This is a genomic window from Achromobacter sp. RTa, assembly GCF_000757485.1.
GTDB lineage: Bacteria > Pseudomonadota > Gammaproteobacteria > Burkholderiales > Burkholderiaceae_B > Achromobacter.
In genome coordinates, this window is the sequence record NZ_JPYO01000036.1 from 23293 (window position 1) to 40949 (window position 17657).

General features: G+C 66.8%; 17 protein-coding genes. 12 read left to right on the forward strand and 5 right to left on the reverse strand.

Annotated elements, in window-relative coordinates:
• Positions 1-10: 10 nt before the first annotated feature.
• From JL37_RS13355 to JL37_RS13370, 4 genes are all read right to left on the reverse strand, one after another.
• Positions 11-1240: an EAL domain-containing protein gene (locus JL37_RS13355; protein WP_043544621.1), complete on the reverse strand. Its 1230-nt coding sequence runs from the start codon at positions 1238-1240 to the stop codon at positions 11-13.
• A gap of 2 nt (positions 1241-1242) precedes the next feature.
• Positions 1243-4011 carry an ATP-binding protein gene (locus JL37_RS13360; protein ID WP_043544957.1) on the reverse strand — a complete coding sequence of 923 codons (2769 nt, stop codon included), beginning with the start codon at positions 4009-4011 and terminating at the stop codon, positions 1243-1245.
• A 150-nt stretch (positions 4012-4161) separates the two neighbouring features.
• Complete coding sequence (locus JL37_RS13365; RefSeq protein WP_043544622.1) at positions 4162-4812, reverse strand: response regulator; 651 nt, start codon at positions 4810-4812, stop codon at positions 4162-4164.
• Positions 4813-4937: 125 nt separating this feature from the next.
• Positions 4938-5183 carry a hypothetical protein gene (locus tag JL37_RS13370; RefSeq protein WP_043544623.1) on the reverse strand — a complete coding sequence of 82 codons (246 nt, stop codon included), beginning with the start codon at positions 5181-5183 and terminating at the stop codon, positions 4938-4940.
• A 198-nt stretch (positions 5184-5381) separates the two neighbouring features.
• Here JL37_RS13370 and JL37_RS13375 point away from each other — a divergent pair, with 198 nt between their 5' ends.
• From JL37_RS13375 to JL37_RS13430, 12 genes are all read left to right on the forward strand, one after another.
• The gene (locus JL37_RS13375; protein WP_043544624.1) at positions 5382-6506 is read left to right on the forward strand and encodes a cupin domain-containing protein; all 1125 of its coding nucleotides are present in this window, start codon (positions 5382-5384) and stop codon (positions 6504-6506) included.
• A gap of 88 nt (positions 6507-6594) precedes the next feature.
• Entirely contained in the window at positions 6595-7506 is a 912-nt protein-coding gene (locus JL37_RS13380; protein WP_043544625.1) for a fumarylacetoacetate hydrolase family protein, read from the forward strand.
• A 51-nt stretch (positions 7507-7557) separates the two neighbouring features.
• Entirely contained in the window at positions 7558-8742 is a 1185-nt protein-coding gene (locus JL37_RS13385) for an ABC transporter substrate-binding protein (protein ID WP_043544626.1), read from the forward strand.
• Positions 8739-9653 (forward strand): branched-chain amino acid ABC transporter permease, encoded by a 915-nt coding sequence (locus tag JL37_RS13390; RefSeq protein WP_043544627.1) that lies wholly within the window; start codon positions 8739-8741, stop codon positions 9651-9653. Before JL37_RS13385 ends, JL37_RS13390 begins: the two co-directional genes overlap by 4 nt.
• Positions 9650-10636, forward strand: a complete 987-nt coding sequence (locus JL37_RS13395) for a branched-chain amino acid ABC transporter permease (protein WP_043544628.1) — start codon at positions 9650-9652, stop codon at positions 10634-10636. The genes JL37_RS13390 and JL37_RS13395 overlap by 4 nt, the downstream gene beginning before the upstream one ends.
• A complete protein-coding gene (locus JL37_RS13400; RefSeq protein WP_043544629.1) occupies positions 10626-11396 on the forward strand; it encodes an ABC transporter ATP-binding protein in 771 nt (256 codons plus the stop codon). The genes JL37_RS13395 and JL37_RS13400 overlap by 11 nt, the downstream gene beginning before the upstream one ends.
• Positions 11383-12075, forward strand: a complete 693-nt coding sequence (locus tag JL37_RS13405; protein ID WP_043544959.1) for an ABC transporter ATP-binding protein — start codon at positions 11383-11385, stop codon at positions 12073-12075. Before JL37_RS13400 ends, JL37_RS13405 begins: the two co-directional genes overlap by 14 nt.
• Before the next feature lie 98 nt (positions 12076-12173).
• Positions 12174-12947 carry a GntR family transcriptional regulator gene (locus JL37_RS13410; protein WP_043544630.1) on the forward strand — a complete coding sequence of 258 codons (774 nt, stop codon included), beginning with the start codon at positions 12174-12176 and terminating at the stop codon, positions 12945-12947.
• A complete protein-coding gene (locus tag JL37_RS13415) occupies positions 12940-13824 on the forward strand; it encodes an alpha/beta hydrolase (RefSeq protein WP_043544631.1) in 885 nt (294 codons plus the stop codon). The genes JL37_RS13410 and JL37_RS13415 overlap by 8 nt, the downstream gene beginning before the upstream one ends.
• Before the next feature lie 31 nt (positions 13825-13855).
• Complete coding sequence (locus tag JL37_RS13420) at positions 13856-14770, forward strand: LysR family transcriptional regulator (RefSeq protein WP_043544632.1); 915 nt, start codon at positions 13856-13858, stop codon at positions 14768-14770.
• 154 nt (positions 14771-14924) lie between these two features.
• Complete coding sequence (locus tag JL37_RS13425; RefSeq protein ID WP_043544633.1) at positions 14925-15914, forward strand: tripartite tricarboxylate transporter substrate binding protein; 990 nt, start codon at positions 14925-14927, stop codon at positions 15912-15914.
• Between the two features lie 43 nt (positions 15915-15957).
• Positions 15958-16902: a succinylglutamate desuccinylase/aspartoacylase family protein gene (locus JL37_RS13430; RefSeq protein WP_043544634.1), complete on the forward strand. Its 945-nt coding sequence runs from the start codon at positions 15958-15960 to the stop codon at positions 16900-16902.
• A 184-nt stretch (positions 16903-17086) separates the two neighbouring features.
• Here the strand turns inward: JL37_RS13430 and JL37_RS13435 are convergent, their stop codons facing one another.
• Positions 17087-17605 (reverse strand): lipocalin family protein, encoded by a 519-nt coding sequence (locus tag JL37_RS13435; protein ID WP_043544635.1) that lies wholly within the window; start codon positions 17603-17605, stop codon positions 17087-17089.
• Positions 17606-17657: the final 52 nt, after the last annotated feature.

The following is a 17657-nucleotide window of genomic DNA, read 5'->3' on the forward strand; positions in this document are numbered from 1 at the left end:
GCGCTAGGGTTTAGTGGGGCGGAGTGCAAGTGGAAAAGTAGGGGTTGGGCTCGTTGGCCAGCAAGCGGCTGAATGCCGACACGTCGACGGCGGCGGAAATCAGGTAGCCCTGCGCATAATCGCAGCCGATCTGGCGCACGAATTGCAGGTCCTGCATGGTTTCCACGCCCTCCGCCGTCACTTGCAGGCCCAACTGCCTGCCCAGCTGCACGGAGGATACCAGCGCCGCCGCCCTGACTTCATCCTTCGCCGCGCCGCAGACGAACGCGCGATCTATTTTCAGTTCCGTGAAGGGGGTTGAGATAAGGCTGTACATCGTACTGTAGCCTTTGCCGAAATCGTCTTGCGACAATCCGAATCCCTTCAGCCGCAAGCGGCTGGTGCCCATATAGTATTGCCCGGCGCCGACCGTCATGTCGTCTTCCAGAAGCTCGAACGTCACGTCTTCGGCCGGAAGCCCGGAGTTGGTGACCATATAGTAGAGCTCGTCCGGCAGTTGCGGCCTGTCGAGCAGGGAGGTGGGAAGGTTGATGGAAATGGGGATGCGATACCCCTGGCCCCGCCAGGTGCGATAGGCCTTCAGCCCGTCTTCCAGCATGCGGATCAGCAGGTCGTGGTCCAGGCCGTAGTCGCGCAGGGTTTTCAGGAACGACGAGGGCATCATCAGCCCCAGTTCCTGGTGCTGCCAGCGCACCAGGGCTTCGGCGCCCACGATCTGCCCCGACGACAATGATTTCTTGGGCTGGAACCACGCCCGGATGCTGCCGTCGCGCAGCGCGCTTTCCAGGCTGTGCCTGTCGAGCAGGCTGCTGGCACAGTCCGTGCGGGGAGCGCTGAAGTGGGCGCCGGCGGGAGTTTTGCGCAGCAGGCCGGCGGCAAGGCTGTCGATCTGCTCGTGCGAAACAGGCTTGACGAAGGCGCCCAGCACGGCAAGGCCTTTTTCCTTCGCCATCAGGCTGATGCTGTTGGCCATGCGCCGGGAGCAGCCGGTCACGATGGCGAGCATGGGGGTCAAGTCCTGGCGGGCGAGCTCATGGATGAACTGGGCGCCGTCCATGACGGGCATGTTCACGTCCATAACGACGAGGTTGTAGCCGTCGTCCCGGATGCTCCGCAGGGCATCGCCCGCGCTTTGCAGGGTGTCCACGTGGCTGAATCCAGCCTCTTCCAGCATGTCCTTCAGGTGTGCGCACTGAAAAGCATGGTCATCCAGAACGAGCACTTTGTAGGCAGACAACATATTCAGTTCAGATCCTCAGCTAGGTCATGCAATGTTTGCGCCAGGACGAGGATGGGCAGGGGCTTGAGCAGCACCCGGTCCATGCCCGCGTCCAGGCCCAGGCGGGCGGCTTCGGGCGCCGCGCTGGCGGTCAGGCCAAGGATGGCGCCGGCGTAGCCGAGCTTGCGCAGCGAGCGCGTAAGCTCGTAGCCGCCCATCATCGGCATGTTGAGGTCCGTGAGGACGACATCGTGGTCCAGGGCCTTCCAGTGCCTCAGGGCTTCGTTGCCGTTGGAGACCATCGTCGCCGTGCAGCCGAGGTGCTCGAGCTGTTCGCGCAGGATGATCTGGTTGATGACGTTGTCCTCGACCACCATCACGCGCAGACCCAGCGAAATGCGCTGCACGTGGGCCTGGCCCAGCGCGGGCCGTTCGATGCCATCCTGGGCCATGCGCACGGCCCGGCCTATGCTGACCGGATTGAAGGTGCTTGCGATGCCGGTCTTGGACACCGCGGCGACGAGGGTTTCGTGGCCGGAGCCCGGCGCCAGCACGCGCACCCGGCCATGCTTCCAGCGGGGCTCCTGCGGCGCGGGAGGCCAGGCCTGCACGAGCACGGCGTCCTCGCATTCGAGCGTGTCCGCGTATCCGCGGTAGGGCATGGCCACCGCGCCCCATTGGTTCAGCCAGGCGCACAGGTTGGCGACGACCTCGGGGACAGCTCCGTCGACATAGACCGGGCGCCGCCGCAAGGCGACGGCCGCCGCCGAGGGCGGCGCATCGAGCGTCAGGGTGAAGACGATGCTGGTGCCCAGGCCTTCCTCGCTGACGACGGAGAGGGAGCCTCCCATGAGGTCGGACAGCCGCCTGCAGATCGCCAGGCCCAGGCCCGTGCCGGAGATGTCGTGCTCCAGGCCGGCGTGGGCGCGGAAATAGGGTTCGAAGAGTTGGGCCTGGGACGAGGCGGGAATGCCCACGCCGGTGTCCGCGACCTGGAACCGGAGCGAGATGCGGCCATGGCTTGGCTCCGCCGCGGAGGCGCGGACCACCACGCGGCCGGCTTCGGTGAATTTCACCGCATTGCTGACAAGGTTGTTCAGGACCTGGAGGATGCGGGTCGGGTCTCCGAGGACGGCGGCTGGCACGTCTATGTCCGTGACGGCGTAGATGAGCAGCCCCTTGCCTTGCGCCCGGGCGGCGTAGTTGGCGACGACGCGTTCCAGGACGTCGGCAGGGGAGAACTCCGCGATGTCCAGTTCCTGGCGCCCGGCTTCGATGCGCGACAGGTCCAGGGTGTCGTTGATGGTGCGCAGCAAGGTCGAAGAGGATTGCTGGATGGTGTTCAGGTATTGCTGCTGCTGGCCGCTCAGGCCCGTCAGCGCCAGCAGCTCCAGCGTGCCGACGATGCCGTACAACGGGGTGCGGATTTCATGGCTGATCGTGGCGAAGAACATGGTTTTGGCTTCGCTGGCCTTGTCGGCCGCCAGCTTGGCCTTTCTCAGCGTGCGCTCGATTTCCTTCTGGCTGGTGATGTCGCTGATGCCGCAGAGTACGACGTCTTCGGATTGGTAGGTCATGGCGGCGAACGTCAGGCAGACGCTGCGCCCGCCCGGCAGCGTATATTCGCGACCGCCCGTTGCGGTGGTGGCGTGCCGGATATCGTCGCGCCAGCCGCCATGTTCGTCGAGCAAATGGCGGGCGGCTTCGTTGGACATGATCACTTCGCCGTCGGCGCGGCGGACCAGGCTGAGACCTACCGGCGCGACCTCGATGATCTTGTCGTTGAGCGCGACGCTGTCCGCCAGGGCCTGGTACTGCTGCAAGGCCGGCTCGACGAGCTTTTTCTTGATGTGCCGGACCGCCAGCAGCACCACGGCCATCAGGAGCAGGCAGATGGCGCCGGCCGTCCAGAACGAGGCCGAGCCATGGCGCAGGACGTCGCGCAGCGGCACGTAGTAGGCAAGCTTCCAGCCAGCTTCGCCCACCGATTTGACCAGGACCAGGTTTTCGGGAAACCAGGCGCCGCCCTGGAATCCGAACGAATCCTGCCCCAGGCGCGACGCCATGGGGGCGATCATCGTTGGCAGCGGGCCGCCATGCAGGGCAAGCCGGCTGTTGCTGTCGTAGAGCGCGTAGCTGCCGCCGTCGCTCGCGCATTCGGCCGCGATGACCGCGGCGATGCCGTCGACCTCCAGGCCGATCCAGCTGCGCTCCCGGCCCGCGGTGTCGAGCGGGGTATAGAGGAAGAAGCGGTCCACGTCGTCCATGGGAGGCCGCAGCCAGACGATGGGCGCGCGGCCGTCGGGGCCGGGGCTGGGGTCGCGCAGGGCGAGGGTTTCCGACAGCCAGCGTTCGGTGCGGGGCGAGATGGGCGCCGGCGGACGCCGGGTTTCCAGCGGCAGGCGCTGCGAGACGGGTTCTTCCGCAGGGGCATAGACGATGCGGGCATTGGCCGCGACCACGTCGGCGCGGTCGCGCGGCGTCAGGACTAGCGCCCATTCATAGCTGTCGTCTTGCTTCAGGAGCGGGGTGACGCTGACCTGCCTGGTTTCACCAAAGGTATTCGGGGTGCGCGCGGACGGCATGCGGTCGGTGTTGCGCACCGACGAACCGGCCACCGACCTGAGCAGCCCTTCGCGCTGGTCGAAATAGACCTGCGCGTTGTAGGCCGCGGCATTCATCCGGCGCCGGTACCTGGAGACTTCGTCGCTGAACGACCAGTACAGGGAGAGCGCCGTACCCACCAGGATGCACGCAAGCAGCGCTACGGCAAACAGGTGCAGTAGAAGCATGGGCAGGCCGGGCGCGGCGGGCCCCGGCTTCCGGAAGAGGCGGGGAGCGACAATCATGCAACGATGATAGGAGTCGCGTCCGTCCCAAAAAACCAGACGATTCTTAAAAAATAGCCTCAGGGCGAAGCTGGGACGTGGCTGGCCCCGGGCCTATTGGAACAACCCGCTTTCCATGCAGAAGGCAACCAGCTCCTGATCGGTCTGCACGTTCAGCTTGCGCATGGCGGAAGCCTTCTGGCCGCTGATGGTCTTGACGCTGCGTTTCAGGTTTTCGGCGATCAACGTGACCGTTTCCCCGCGCACGAAATGCCGGAGCACCTCGAATTCCTTGGGCGAGAGGCTATTGATGCAATCGCCGATGGGGTTGCGCTGGACGCCCGCCAGGTGGTCGCGCCCGAACCCGGGCGGATAGTATTTTCTTCCGAGGCGCAGCATGGATAGCGCGGTGACGATCTCGGCCAGGTTGTCGCGCTTGAGGACCACGGCGGCGACGCCGGCATCGTAGAGCGCCGATATGATCATCGGATTGGATACCATGGTCAGCACGACTATCTGCAAGTCGGGGTGCCGCCGTATCAGGTATTTGATCAGGCGCATGCCATCGCCATAGGCGTCGTCGCCCGGCATGGAATAGTCGGTGATCACCACGTTGGAGTGGTTTTTTTCCAGGTGCGAGATGAGGTCGGTCGAGCTGGAGACGGCTCCCGTGACCTCGACGTAAAGAACCGTGTCCAGAAGATCGCGTATGCCCACCAGGACGAGGGGATGGTCGTCCGCCAGGACAATTCGAAGTTTATCCATTGAGGAAGCAGAAAAGCGGCGTGCAACGGGACGCCGAGCCCATCGCAAATTCTGCATCAAGACGTGGACTTAAGCTAGGAGCGCGAAGGGCAAAGGGCCGCCTGCGGGGCGCGGCCCTTCCGCCTTCAATCGTCCAGCGCGGGCACGGTTCCGATCTGGGCAAGAATGCGCGGCGATTCCATGTCGCCGGTTTCCTTGTCGATGAGGACCTCATAGGCGGCGACGCCGGCGAACTTCGAGGCCATGGAATTCGCGATCCGGATGGCTCCGAATTCGCTGCTGGCGGGGCGGATTTCGCCAGGAGCCACGCCGTTGGCGGCGGCGCGGTAGGGGACGACGATGTATTGGACGAGATGAGCAGCTTCTGACACAGGACTCTCCTGGACGACAGTTTTTCGGGCGAGCGAAATGTATCACGGAGTACTGTATTTTTGTACAGTATTGTTTGGCGCTGCGCCAATAATTTTCAACCGGCCTGGGAAAACCCCTAGCGCGCGCTCGTTGCCCGAATTTCGACTCGCCTCTATTATTTTCGAAAATATTTAAATTTTTATAAAAAGAGGCAAGGGATGGAAGCGAACCGCTATGACGCGTACCGCGAGGACACCATAGGCCGCGCCAATGTGGCCGACTCGCCCGAGCTCATCGCTTACTACCAGGAGCTGGCGCGCCTGGAGACCGGCGCCCTGTGGACGGTGGCGAACAAGATCGAACCCTGGGCGCCGCGCTCGGTCTCGGTGCCGGTGGTGTGGCGTTACCAGGACCTGCGCGGCCACGTACTGCGTTCGGCCGAGCTGGTTTCACCCGAAGAGGCGGGCCGGCGCGTGATCTACCTGAACAATCCGGGCCGGCGCGACGTGGCCGCCGCCGTGGGCTGGCTGTATTCGGGCCTGCAGGTCATGAAGCCGGGCGAACTCGCTTCCGCCCACAAGCATTCGCATTCGGCGCTGCGCTTCATCATGGAGGGGCGGGGCGCGTTCACCGTGGTGGACGGCCACAAGATGACGTTGGGCGCGAACGATTTCGTGCTGACGCCCAACGGCACCTGGCACGAGCATGGCGTGGCCGAGGACGGCACCACCTGCATCTGGCAGGACGGCCTGGATATCCCGCTGGTCAATGCGATGGAAGCGGGCTTCTACGCCGTGCACCCCGACCTGAACCAGACCGTGACCTATCCGGTGGACGACACCACCGCCGCCTGGGCCAACGCGGCGCTGAGGCCGCAGGTCTCCGGTTGGACCAAGCCGTATTCGCCGCTTTTCAAGTACGAATGGGAGCCCACCTACGAGGCGCTGCGCCGCTATGCGCGCACCACCGCCGGCAGCCCCTACGACGGCATCCTGCTCGAATACGTCAACCCGGCCACGGGCGGCCCGGTCATGCCCACCATCGGCGCCAGCATGCAGCTGCTGCGCCCCGGCGAGCACACCAAGGCCCATCGCCACACCGGCAGCTTCATCTACCAGGTGGCCAAGGGCAGCGGCTATTCCATCATCGACGGCAAGCGCTATGACTGGACCGAACGCGACATCTTTTGCGTGCCCTCATGGGCCATCCATGAACACGTCAACCTGTCGTCCAACGACGACGCCTGCCTGTTCAGCTTCAACGACCTGCCCGTGATGCGCGCGCTGGCGCTCTACCGCGAAGAAGCGGTCAAGGAAAACGACGGCCACCAAGTGCTGATCTAGCGCCGCCAAATCCCTGCCGAATTTCTATCCGCCGCGCGGGCGCTGTCCGCGCGCCTGACTCAACTCGTCCTGAATTTATGGAGTTCTTATGCGCTTGGTAACTTTTCGCGCCCATCCCGCCGCCGCTGCCCGCCTGGGCGCGCTGGCCGAAGGCTATGTGATCGACCTGGCCCTGCTGGGCCGCGCCGGCGGCGTGGACCTGCCCGACGACATGCTGGCCTTCATCGACCTGGGCCCCGTGGCCGTGGCGCAGGCCAGCAAGCTGATGGAGGCCTATCGCGGCAACTGGCCCGTGGGCAGCGCGCTGCCGCAGGAAAACGTCAAGCTGCTGGCGCCGATTCCGCGCCCGCGCAAGAACATCTTCGGCATCGGCCTGAACTACGTGGAGCACGTGGCGGAGTCCAGCCGCACGCTGGATACTTCGGCCGACCTGCCCAAGCAGCCGGTCATCTTCTCCAAGCCGCCCACCACCGTCATCGGCCCGGGCGACGCCATCGAGCACAACGCCAAGATCACGCAGCAGCTGGACTGGGAAGTGGAGCTGGCCGTGATCATGGGGCGGCGCGCCTCGCGCGTGGCCGAAGCCGATGCGCTGTCCTACGTGTTCGGCTACAGCGTCATGCTGGACATGAGCGCGCGCGATTGCCGACGAGCCGGCCAGTGGATCTACTCCAAGGGCCAGGACACCTACGCGCCCTTCGGCCCCTGCATCGTCACCGCCGATGAGATCCCGGATCCGCAGGTGTTGGATCTGTGGCTGACGGTCAACGGCGAGAAGAAGCAGGGCTCCAATACCCGGCACATGCTGTTCAAGGTGCCGTTCCTGATCTCGGACATCAGCGCAGGCATCACGCTGGAACCGGGCGACATCATCGCCACCGGCACGCCGGAAGGCGTAGGCGCGGGCCGCAAGCCGCAGGAATGGCTGTGGCCGGGCGACGTGGTGGTGGCTTGCGTGGAAGGCATCGGCACGCTGCGCCATCCGGTGGTGGCGGTCTAAACCGCCCGGCCGCCGGGGGGCGGCGGGCAACGCAGTCTCCAAGGGGAAAACATGATCAAGAAACAGATATTGGGCGGCGCGTTGTCCGTCGCGTTGGGCGCCGCGGCGTCGATGGGGGCGGCGCACGCCGCGGACCCGGTCAAGATCGGCTTCATCGCCACCTTGTCCACGCCGGCGGGCTACATCGGCGAAGACGAGCGCGATGCGTTCAACCTGGCCATCAAGCAGGGCGGCGGCAAGCTGGGCGGCGTGCCCGTGCAACTGGTGATCGAGGACGACGGCCTGAAACCCGCCAACGCCAAGCAGGCGGCCGATCGCCTGCTGCAATCGGGCGTCAAGCTCTATACCGGCGTCAACTTCTCCAACGTGCTGGCGGCTGTCGTGCCCAGCGTGGTGAAGTCCGGCGCGTTCTACGTCAGCCTGAATCCCGGCCCGTCGAACTTCGCGGGCGAGAAGTGCGATCCCAATTACTTCGTGGCCTCCTACCAGAACGACGCCTTCCACACGGCGGGCGGCGTGGCGGCCAACGAGCTCGGGTACAAGAAGGTTGTGCTGCTGGCACCCAATTACCAGGCGGGCCGCGACGCCATCGAAGGCTTCAAGCGCACGTACAAGGGCGAAGTGGTCGCCGAGATCTACACCAAGCTGGACCAGTCGGATTTCTCGGTGGAGCTGGCGCGCCTGCGCTCGCTGGCGCCCGACGCCATCTACCAGTTCCATCCGGGCGGCACGGGCATCAACTTCGTCAAGCAATATGCGGCGGCCGGGCTGAACAAGAGCATTCCGATGCTGATGCCCAGCTTCTCGATGGATGCGCGCATGATCCAGGCCACGGGCGACGCGTCGGCCGGCGCTTACATCACCGGCATCTGGTCGCAGGACTTCGACAATGCGCAATCCAAGGCCTTCGTGCAGGCCTTCAAGGAGGCCTACGGCCGCGTGCCGACGGACTACGCCATGCAGGCCTACGACACCGCGCAGCTGATCGGCGCGGGCCTGAAGGCCACCGGCGGCGACTTGTCCAAGGCGGCGGAGTTCCGCGCGGCGTTGCGCAAGCCCGAGTTCGCGTCGCTGCGCGGCAAGTTCAGCATGAACACCAACCAGCATCCGATCCAGGACCTGTACCTGATGCGCATCGAGAAGGAAAGCGACGGCAGCCTGTCGCCGAAGCTGGTCCGCAAGCTGGTATCCGATGATAAGGATGCCTACGCGCAACTTTGCAAGATGCCGTCATGACGCTCCTGTTTGAACAGCTGCTCAACGGGCTGCAGTTCGGCGCCATGCTATTCATGCTGGCGGCCGGACTGACGCTGATCTTCGGCATCATGGGCGTGGTCAACCTGACGCACGGCTCGTTCTACATGGTGGGGGCGTATTGCGCGGCCTACGCCATCGGCACCACCGGCTCGTTCCTTGCGGGCGTGCTGGCGGCGCTGCTAGGGGCGGGCCTGTACGGCATTTCGGTCGAAGTGCTGGTGATACGCAAGCTCTACAAGCGGGATCACCTGTACCAGGTCCTGGCCACCTTCGGCCTGCTGTTGTTCTCCAACGAAGCGGTCAGCCTGATATTCGGCCGGCGCCCGCCGCTGGTGGGCATCCCCGGCTTTCTGGAAGGCGCGGTGACGCTGGCGCCGGGGTTCCAGTATCCGTTGATCCGTCTGTCCTTCATCGCCATCGGCGCGCTGGTGGCGGTGAGCCTGTGGTGGCTGGTCAACCGCACGCGCATCGGCATGCTGATCCGCGCGGGCGCCGACGATCGCGAGATGGTCGACGCGCTGGGCATAGATATCCGCAAGCTCTACACGCTGGTGTTCGGTCTGGGAGCTCTGTTGTGCGGGCTGGCCGGCGTGATGGCCGCGCCGCTTCTGGCTGTGGAAATCGGCATGGGCGAACGCATCCTGATCACCACCTTCGTGGTCATCGTGATCGGCGGGGTCGGTTCGGTGCGCGGAGCCTTGGCCGGCGCCTTGCTGGTGGGCATGGTGGACAGCCTGGGGCGGGCCTTCCTGCCGCAGCTGTTATCGACCATGTTCTCGCCGGCCACGGCGGACCCGCTGGCAGCAGGCCTGGCTTCGGCCAGTATCTATGTGTTGATGGCGATCGTGCTGATCGCCAAGCCGGGCGGGCTGTTCCCGGCGCGAGGATGAAGATGGCATACACACTTACGAATCGCGCCCGCTGGGGGCTGGGCGGCCTGGCGGTGCTGATCCTGCTGCCGGCCGCGGCGCTGGCCTCGGGCTCGCCGTTCCTGATCGGCGTGGTGACGCGCTTCCTGATCTACGGCCTGGCCGCGGTCAGCCTGGACCTGGTGATCGGCTATGGCGCCATGGTCAGTTTCGGCCACGCCATGTTCTTCGGGCTGGGCGGCTATGCGGTGGGCATCATTGCGTTTCACACTGCGGAGGCCGGTCCGATCTTCGGCTGGGCCGGCAGCAATGCCGCGCTGGTGGTGTGGCCGATCGCGCTCATCGTGTGCGCGCTGGCGGGCTGGCTGTTCGGCTATCTGGCGCTGCGCACGCGCGGCGTGCAGTTCATCATGATCACCCTGGCGTTCGGCCAGATGGTGTACTTCGTGCTGGTGTCGCTGCAGTTCTACGGCGGCGATGACGGCCTCATGATTCCGCAGCGCAATGAGCTGCCCGGCATCAATCTGGAAAGCCCCATGGTTTTCTACTATGTATGCCTGGCGCTGCTGACCTTGTGGACGCTGCTGTGCATCCGCGTCACCAACTCGCGCTTCGGCATGGTGCTGCAGGCGCTGCGCCAGAGCGAGCGGCGCGCCATCAACCTGGGCGTGGCGCCCACGCCGTACCGGCTGAGCGCCTTCGTGCTGTCGGCGGTGGGCACGGGTCTGGCCGGCGTGCTGTGGGCCAACTATGCCGGGCTGGTGACGCCCGACATGGCGGCATGGACCAAGTCCGGCGAACTCATGGCCATCGTCATCCTGGGCGGCGTGGGCACCTTGCTCGGCCCGATCGCGGGCGCGGCGGTGTTCCTGGGGCTGGAACAGATGTTGTCGTCGTTGACCGAACACTGGCTGCTGTACATGGGGCCCATCCTGGTGCTGGTGGTGCTGTGGGGCCAGAAGGGCCTGTTCGGCAAGCTGCTGGAGACGCGCCATGCCGATTGATGCAAGCGCGAGCCTGTTGCGCCTGACGCAGCTGCGCAAGGCCTTCGACGCAGTGGTGGCCACCAACGGTGTGGACCTGGACGTGCGCGCCGGCGAGATCCACGCCATCATCGGCCCCAACGGCGCGGGCAAGTCCACCCTGATCGCGCAGATCTGCGGCGAGATCCGGCCGGACTCCGGCACCATCCACCTGGACGGGCAGGACGTGACCGCGCTGCGCGCTTTCGAGCGCGCCCGTCTTGGGCTGGGCCGCTCGTTCCAGATCACCGAGCTGTGCCAGGAATACACCGCGCTGGAGAACGTGATCCTGTCGCGCATGCTCAAGGGCGGCCGCGCCTTCCAGGCCTGGTCCAATCCGCGCCATGACGCGGCGCTGAAGACCGAAGCCATGCAGTGGCTGACGCATGTGGGGCTGGAGGACCGCCGCCACGTGCGTTCGGCGGACCTGGCGCACGGCGAGAAGCGGCAGCTGGAGCTGGCGGTGGCGCTGGCGCGTTCGCCGCGGCTGTTGCTGCTGGACGAGCCCATGGCCGGCATGGGACCCGAGGAATCGGCGCGCATGACCCGGCTGCTGCAAGGCATGAAAGGCGACTACGGCATCCTGCTGGTGGAGCACGACATGGACGCGGTCTTCGCACTGGCCGACCGCATCAGCGTGCTGGTCTACGGCCGCGTGGTGTTCAGCGGCTCGCCCGAGGAAGTGCGCCGCCATCCGGAAGTGCGCGCCGCCTATCTGGGAGAAGAACATGTTGAAGGTTGAAGGGCTGACGGGCGGCTACGGCTCCAGCAAGGTCCTGTTCGGCATGTCGTTCGAGGCCAGCGAGGGCGAGGTGATCTCGCTGATCGGGCGCAACGGCATGGGCAAGACCACCACGATCAAGACCCTGATGGGCATGCTGCCCGCCACGGGCGGCGCGGTGCAGTTCCGCGGCCGCACGCTGGGCCGCTCCGCGCCCAGCAGCGTGGCGCGTCTGGGCGTGGGACTGGTGCCGGAAGGCCGGCGCGTGTTCGGATCCCTGACGGTGCAGGAAAACCTGGTGGCGACTTCGCGCGCCGCGGCGGGCGGATGGGATCTGGAGCGGGTCTACACGCTGTTCCCGCGCCTCAAGGAGCGCCGCGGGCAGTCGTCGCGGACCCTGTCCGGCGGCGAACAGCAGATGCTGGTGGTGGGACGCGCGCTCATGACCAACCCCAAGCTCCTGATCCTGGACGAGGCCACCGAGGGGCTGGCCCCGCTCATCCGCCAGGAGATCTGGCGCTGCCTGCGAGCGCTGAAGGCCGAAGGGCAGACCATCCTGGTCATCGACAAGAACCTGCCCGAAATGGCGACGCTGGTGGACCGCCACTACATCGTGGACAAGGGCCGGGTGGCCTGGTCAGGGCGGCCGGCGGAACTGTCTGCCCAGCCCGAGCTGGCCCAGCGTTACCTGGGCATATGAGCGGGCCGCGCGGCGCGTATCGCGGCCCCGGGGGCGCGGGTAGAATGGGCCGCCTGCGCGCGGATACGCGCCCCGGCCGCTGACATCTGGAGACCATCTTGAAGCCTAGAATCAAAGCTTCCCGCCAGGACGATCCCGGATCGGACGGGAGCGCCGGCATTGAGGAAATCACGCTGTCCGAGCAGGTCTACCGCCTGCTGCGGCGCGACATCATGCGCGGCGCCTTCGCGCCGGGCCAGTCCCTGCGGCTGGAGTTGTTGAAGCAGCGCTACGGCAGCAGTTTTTCGCCCATCCGCGAAGCCCTCAACCGCCTGCGCAGCGAGCGCATGGTCATCAGCACCACCTCGCGCGGTTTCAGCATCGCGCCCTTGTCGGTCGAGGAAATGTGGGACGCCTGTGAAACCCGCATCCTGATCGACTGCGACGCGCTGCGCCGCTCGCTGGCCAACGCCGACGACGCCTGGGAAACGCGGCTGGTCGGCGCGTACCACGCTCTGACGCTGGCCGCGCAGCGCGCCGAGGGCGCCGCAGAGCCTTCGGAAGAGCTGGACGAACTGCTGGAGGCGCGCCACCTGGAATTCCACCACGCGCTGATCGGCGCCTGCCGCTCCCACTGGCTGCTGGACCTGTCCACCCAGCTCTATGCGCAGACCGAGCGCTACCGCCGCCCGGCGCGCGCCGGCGCGACCGCCTACGGGCCCGAACGCAACGTCGACGACGAGCATCGCCAGTTGCTGGACGCCGCCATCTCGCGCGACGTGGAAGGCTCGGTCGCCATGCTGGCCGCGCACTACCGCAAGACCGCGCAGTTCATCGAACGCATCATTTCCGAGCCCCAATCGCAGCCTCAATCGCAGGCCAGGCATGCATAACGCCGACATCGATCTCTTCTTTCCTTCCATCGCCGAGCGCGAGGTGCAGTACAACGCGCGCGAATCGGTGCCGGATTTCGACGCCTGTGTGCGCCGCTACGCCGAGTCCTCGGCCCGGGTGCGCGCGCGCCGCCCCGGCGTGCTGGACCTGCGCTACGGCATGGGCCAGGATGAACGGCTGGACTTGTTCCTGCCCGCCGCCTCGCAGGCGCCTGCGCCGCTGTTCGTGTTCATCCACGGCGGCTACTGGCGCGCGCAGCGCAAGGAAGACGCGCCCGTGATGGCCGAGGCCTTCAACGCGGCGGGCGCCGCCGTGGCGACGCTGGAGTACACGCTGGTGCCCGAGGCCACGCTGGGCGAAGTGGTGCGCGAAGTGCGTTCCGCGGTGGCCTGGCTTTACCGCAACGTGGCGGCCTACGGCGTGGATCCTGAGAGGATCTACGTCAGCGGCAGTTCGGCCGGCGGCCATTTGGCGGGCATGTTGGCCGCGCCGAAATGGCAGGCGCGCTATGGCGTGCCGGATGACGTGATCAAGGGCACGTTGGCGCTCAGCGGTCTGTTCGATCTGCGGCCGCTGTGCGACGTCCTGCCCAATACTTGGTTGCAGCTGACGCCTGAGCAGGCGGCGCACCAAAGCCCGATCTTCCATCTGCCCGAGCGGGCGGGTCCGATGCTGCTGGCCGTGGGCGGGCTGGAGACCCAGGGCTTCAAGAACCAGACGGCCGCGTACGAAGCCGCCTGGAACGCTGCTGGGCTGGCTTCCACCCGCATCCCGACGCCGCAATGCAACCATTTCGATCTGGTCAACGAGCTGGAAGATCCGGACAGCGACCTGACCCGCGCCACCCTGGCGATGATGGGCCTGGACGCGAAGTGAACAGTCGGCCGATGGCGTAAGCTTGACGCCCATGGCCGACCTGAAACTCCTTGAAGACCTGATTGCCCTGGCGCAGACCGGCAGCTTCGTGCGCGCGGCCGAGCTGCGTCACGTCACCCACCCTGCATTCGGCCGGCGCATCCGCGCGCTGGAGGCCTGGGCCGGCGCCCCGCTGGTCGAGCGCCAGCGCCAGCCGGTGATCCTGACGGCCGAGGGCGAAGCCTTGCTGAAGACGGCGGCCCAGGTGGTGGAGCAGATGGGGCAGGTGCGCCACCGCATCCGCAGTTCGAGCGCGGGCGGCGAGGCCGTGCTGCGCATCGCCACCGGCCGCAGCCTGGCCCGCACGCTGGTGGCGGACTGGATCGCGCGCTTGCGGCTCCGGGCGCCCAAGGTGCTGGCCGAGGGCGCCCAGGTCGAACTGTCCACCGGCATGATGCAGGACATGGCGGCCCGCCTGGAACAGGGCAGGGTGGATCTGTTGTGCTGCTACGAGCACCCCGCGCTGTCGGTGCAACTGAGTCCCGGCCGGTACCGGTACATGACGCTGGGGACCGACAAGCTGGTGCCCGTGAGCCAGGCGGATTCGCGTGGGCGCGCGCGCTATGTCCTGCTGGAAGGCGGGCTGGCCGCGCCGCTGATCACCTATGCGGGCGGGCTGGCGATGGAACGCATCGTGGGCGACCGCCTGGAGACCACGCCGTACTCGCTGACGCCGTTCCTGCGCAGCGATTCGCTGGACGCCGCGCATGGCGCGGTCGCCAAGGGGCTGGGCGTGGCCTGGCTGCCCTGGTCCATGGTGGCGGCGGACTGCCGCCGGGGCGCCCTGGCCGCCCTGGGCGGGCGCAGCGATGAAATCGCGTTCGAGGTGCGGCTGTACCGTTCGCGCGCCCGGCTGTCGGATCTGGCCGAAGCGGTCTGGGAAGCCACCGCGAATCGCAAGGCCTGAGGGCCGGGACGGAACGGCAAGCCCGTCTTGTGCCTAATTGGCACTGTAATGTGTTGATTCAGCACGGGCAGCCCCGCCCGCGGGGCCGAGAATAGCTCCCGACACTTCAAAGAGACGGCGACGCCGTCCAGACCAGCACCCCAGGGAGAAAACCATGAAATCCGTCCAGCACCCGCTGCGCGGCGCGCTCGCCGCGCTCTGCGCCACCGCGGCCCTCGCCGTCTCGCCGTCCGCATTCGCCGATTACCCCGACCGCGCCATTTCGTTGGTGGTGGGCTATCCGGCGGGCGGCAGCGTGGACCTTACCGCCCGCCTGTTCGGCGAAGAGCTGGCCAAGCGCATGGGCCAGAGCGTGGTGGTGGAGAACGTGGGCGGCGCCGGCGGCACCATCGGCGCGCAGCGCGTGGCGCGCGCGGCGCCCGACGGCTACACCCTGCTGCTGGGTTCCACCAACGAAATGGTGATCGCCCGCATGATCAACAATGCGGTCAAGTACGACAGCGTGAAGGACTTCACGGCGCTGGGCGTGATCGCCTCGCAGCCCATGCTGCTGGCCGCCAGCAAGAACTCAGGCGTGAAGACCGCCGCGGAATACCTGCAAAAGCTACGCGGAGCCGCGCCCGGCAGCTTCAACTACGGTTCCTCGGGCGTGGGCACGACCCTGCACCTGGCGGGCGAAATGATCAACCAGTCGACGTCGACGCGCGCCGAACACGTGCCGTACCGCGGCGTGGCGCCGCTGGTGACGGACCTGATGAGCGGCCAGCTGGACTATGGCATGCTGGTGCTGTCCTCGGGCCTGCCCCAGGTCCGCGGCGACAAGATCGTCGCGCTGGGCGTGACCGAGAAGAAGCGTTCGCCGGTGGCGCCGGACCTGCCGGCCCTGGCCGAGACGCCCGGATTCGAATCGGTCGACATCAGCGTCTGGTTCGCGCTGTACGGTCCGGCGGGCCTGCCCGAGCCGGTGGCGGCCAAGCTGCGCACCGCGCTGGCGGAGACGCTGAAGTCGGAACAGTTCCGCGCGAAGATGCAGGAAGCCGGCGGCCAGCTGGCGCAACCCGGCCTGGACCCGGTGGCCTACCAGGCCGAAGAAACCAAGAAGTACGGCGCCCTGGTCAAGGCCGCCAAGATCGAAGCCCAGTAATCGCCGCGCGCACGCGGCACAGCAAATCAGCGGACGACGTTTCATGGATTTCAAGCTTTCCACTCCCGACCTGGGCGCCGAGCGCGCCGGCAACACCGGCACCCCGGGCGTATGGCATTTCGATTCGGGGGTAGAGGGGCGGGCGTTGATGGTGTCCGCGTTGGTGCATGGCAATGAGCTGTGCGGCGCCTGGGCGCTGAAGGACCTGCTGGCGGCGGGCCTGCGGCCGCGCCGCGGCAGCCTGACGCTGGCGTTCTGCAACCTGGAAGCGTTCGACCGCTTCGACCCGGCCAGCCACGATGCCTCGCGCTTCGTGCAGGAAGACATGAACCGGGTCTGGAGCGCAGCGCGCCTGGACGATCCGGCCACGGCCGACCGCCGCCGCGCGGCGGAGCTGCGGCCCTGGGTCGAGCGCGCGGACTGGCTCCTGGACCTGCATTCCATGCATGAGCCGGGCGAGCCGCTGCTGCTGACCGGGCTGCTGCCGCGCAATATCGCGCTGGCGCGGCGCTTGAAAGCGCCGCAGCATGTGATCGTGGACGCGGGCCACAAGGACGGCGTGCGCATGCGCGATTTCGCCCAGTTCGGCGACCCCGCGCGCGAGGACGCCTGCGCCTTGCTGATCGAATGCGGTTTCCATGGCGATCCGGCCTCGCGCGGCGTGGCGCGCGACATGGTGGCGCGCATGCTGGTCGAATCGGGCGTGGCCGACGCCGCGGACCTGCCGTCCGGCTGGCTGCAGCCCGAGCCGGCGGCGCAGCGCGTGCTGGAGGTGACGGACGCCGTGGTGGCGCCGTCCATGGACCTGCGCTTCTCGGAGCCCTGGACCGGGCTGGAGACGCTGGACCGCGCCGGAACCGTCCTGGGCTGGGCGGACGGCGAGTCCATCGTCACGCCCTACGACCGCTGCACGCTGGTCATGCCCTCGCTGCGCCAGCTCAAGCCGGGCGTGACGGTAGTGCGGCTGGCCCGGGACTACGCGGGCTGATCCAAGGGGCACAACGCCCCGCGGCGGGCAGCAAGCGAGCGAGGCTCGCGCAGCGTGAGGGCAGTTCTTCCCGGGGCATCTCCCGCAAGAATAGCGGCGCCGCCGCCGGGCCGCCCCAAGGCGGCGCAGCCCCCTCGGGGGGCAGCAAGCATGCGTAGCATGCGCAGCGTGGGGGCCCTTTCCTCTACTTTTGGGGCGTGTAGCGCAGTTCGTCCAACTGGTAGCCTTGCGCCTTCGCCGCCGCGAGCGCCTTGTCGAGTTCTTCCTTCGGCAATTGCGGAGAGCGGGACAGGATCCACAGGTATTTCCGGTCGGGCGTCCCGACGACCGCCCAGCGGTAGTCCGGATCCAGGCCGATCACCCAGTAGTCGCCCTTGAACGGTTTGAAGAACGAGACTTCGAGCTTGGCATTGTTGCTGCCGTCCAGGACCGTGGCGGTGCCCGAGGCGGAATCGATATCGCCATCCTTGGTGCGGCAGCGATTATTGACGCCGACGGTGCCGTCGGGGTGCAGGGTGTATTCGGCGGTCGTGTCTCCCACGCAGTCGCGTTGGTAGAACATGGGGAAATTCGCGATCTCGTACCACATGCCGGCGTAGCGTTTCAGGTCCACCGATTCCACGGTCTGCATGGGCGGCGCGGCATGGACGATCCCCGCCACGCTGGTGGCCAAGGCCAACAGGAATGTTGCTGTGCGGCGCATGGGGAAAACCTCCTGAGGTGACAAAGCGCTCCGCGCCGCCCGGAGGTGGCGC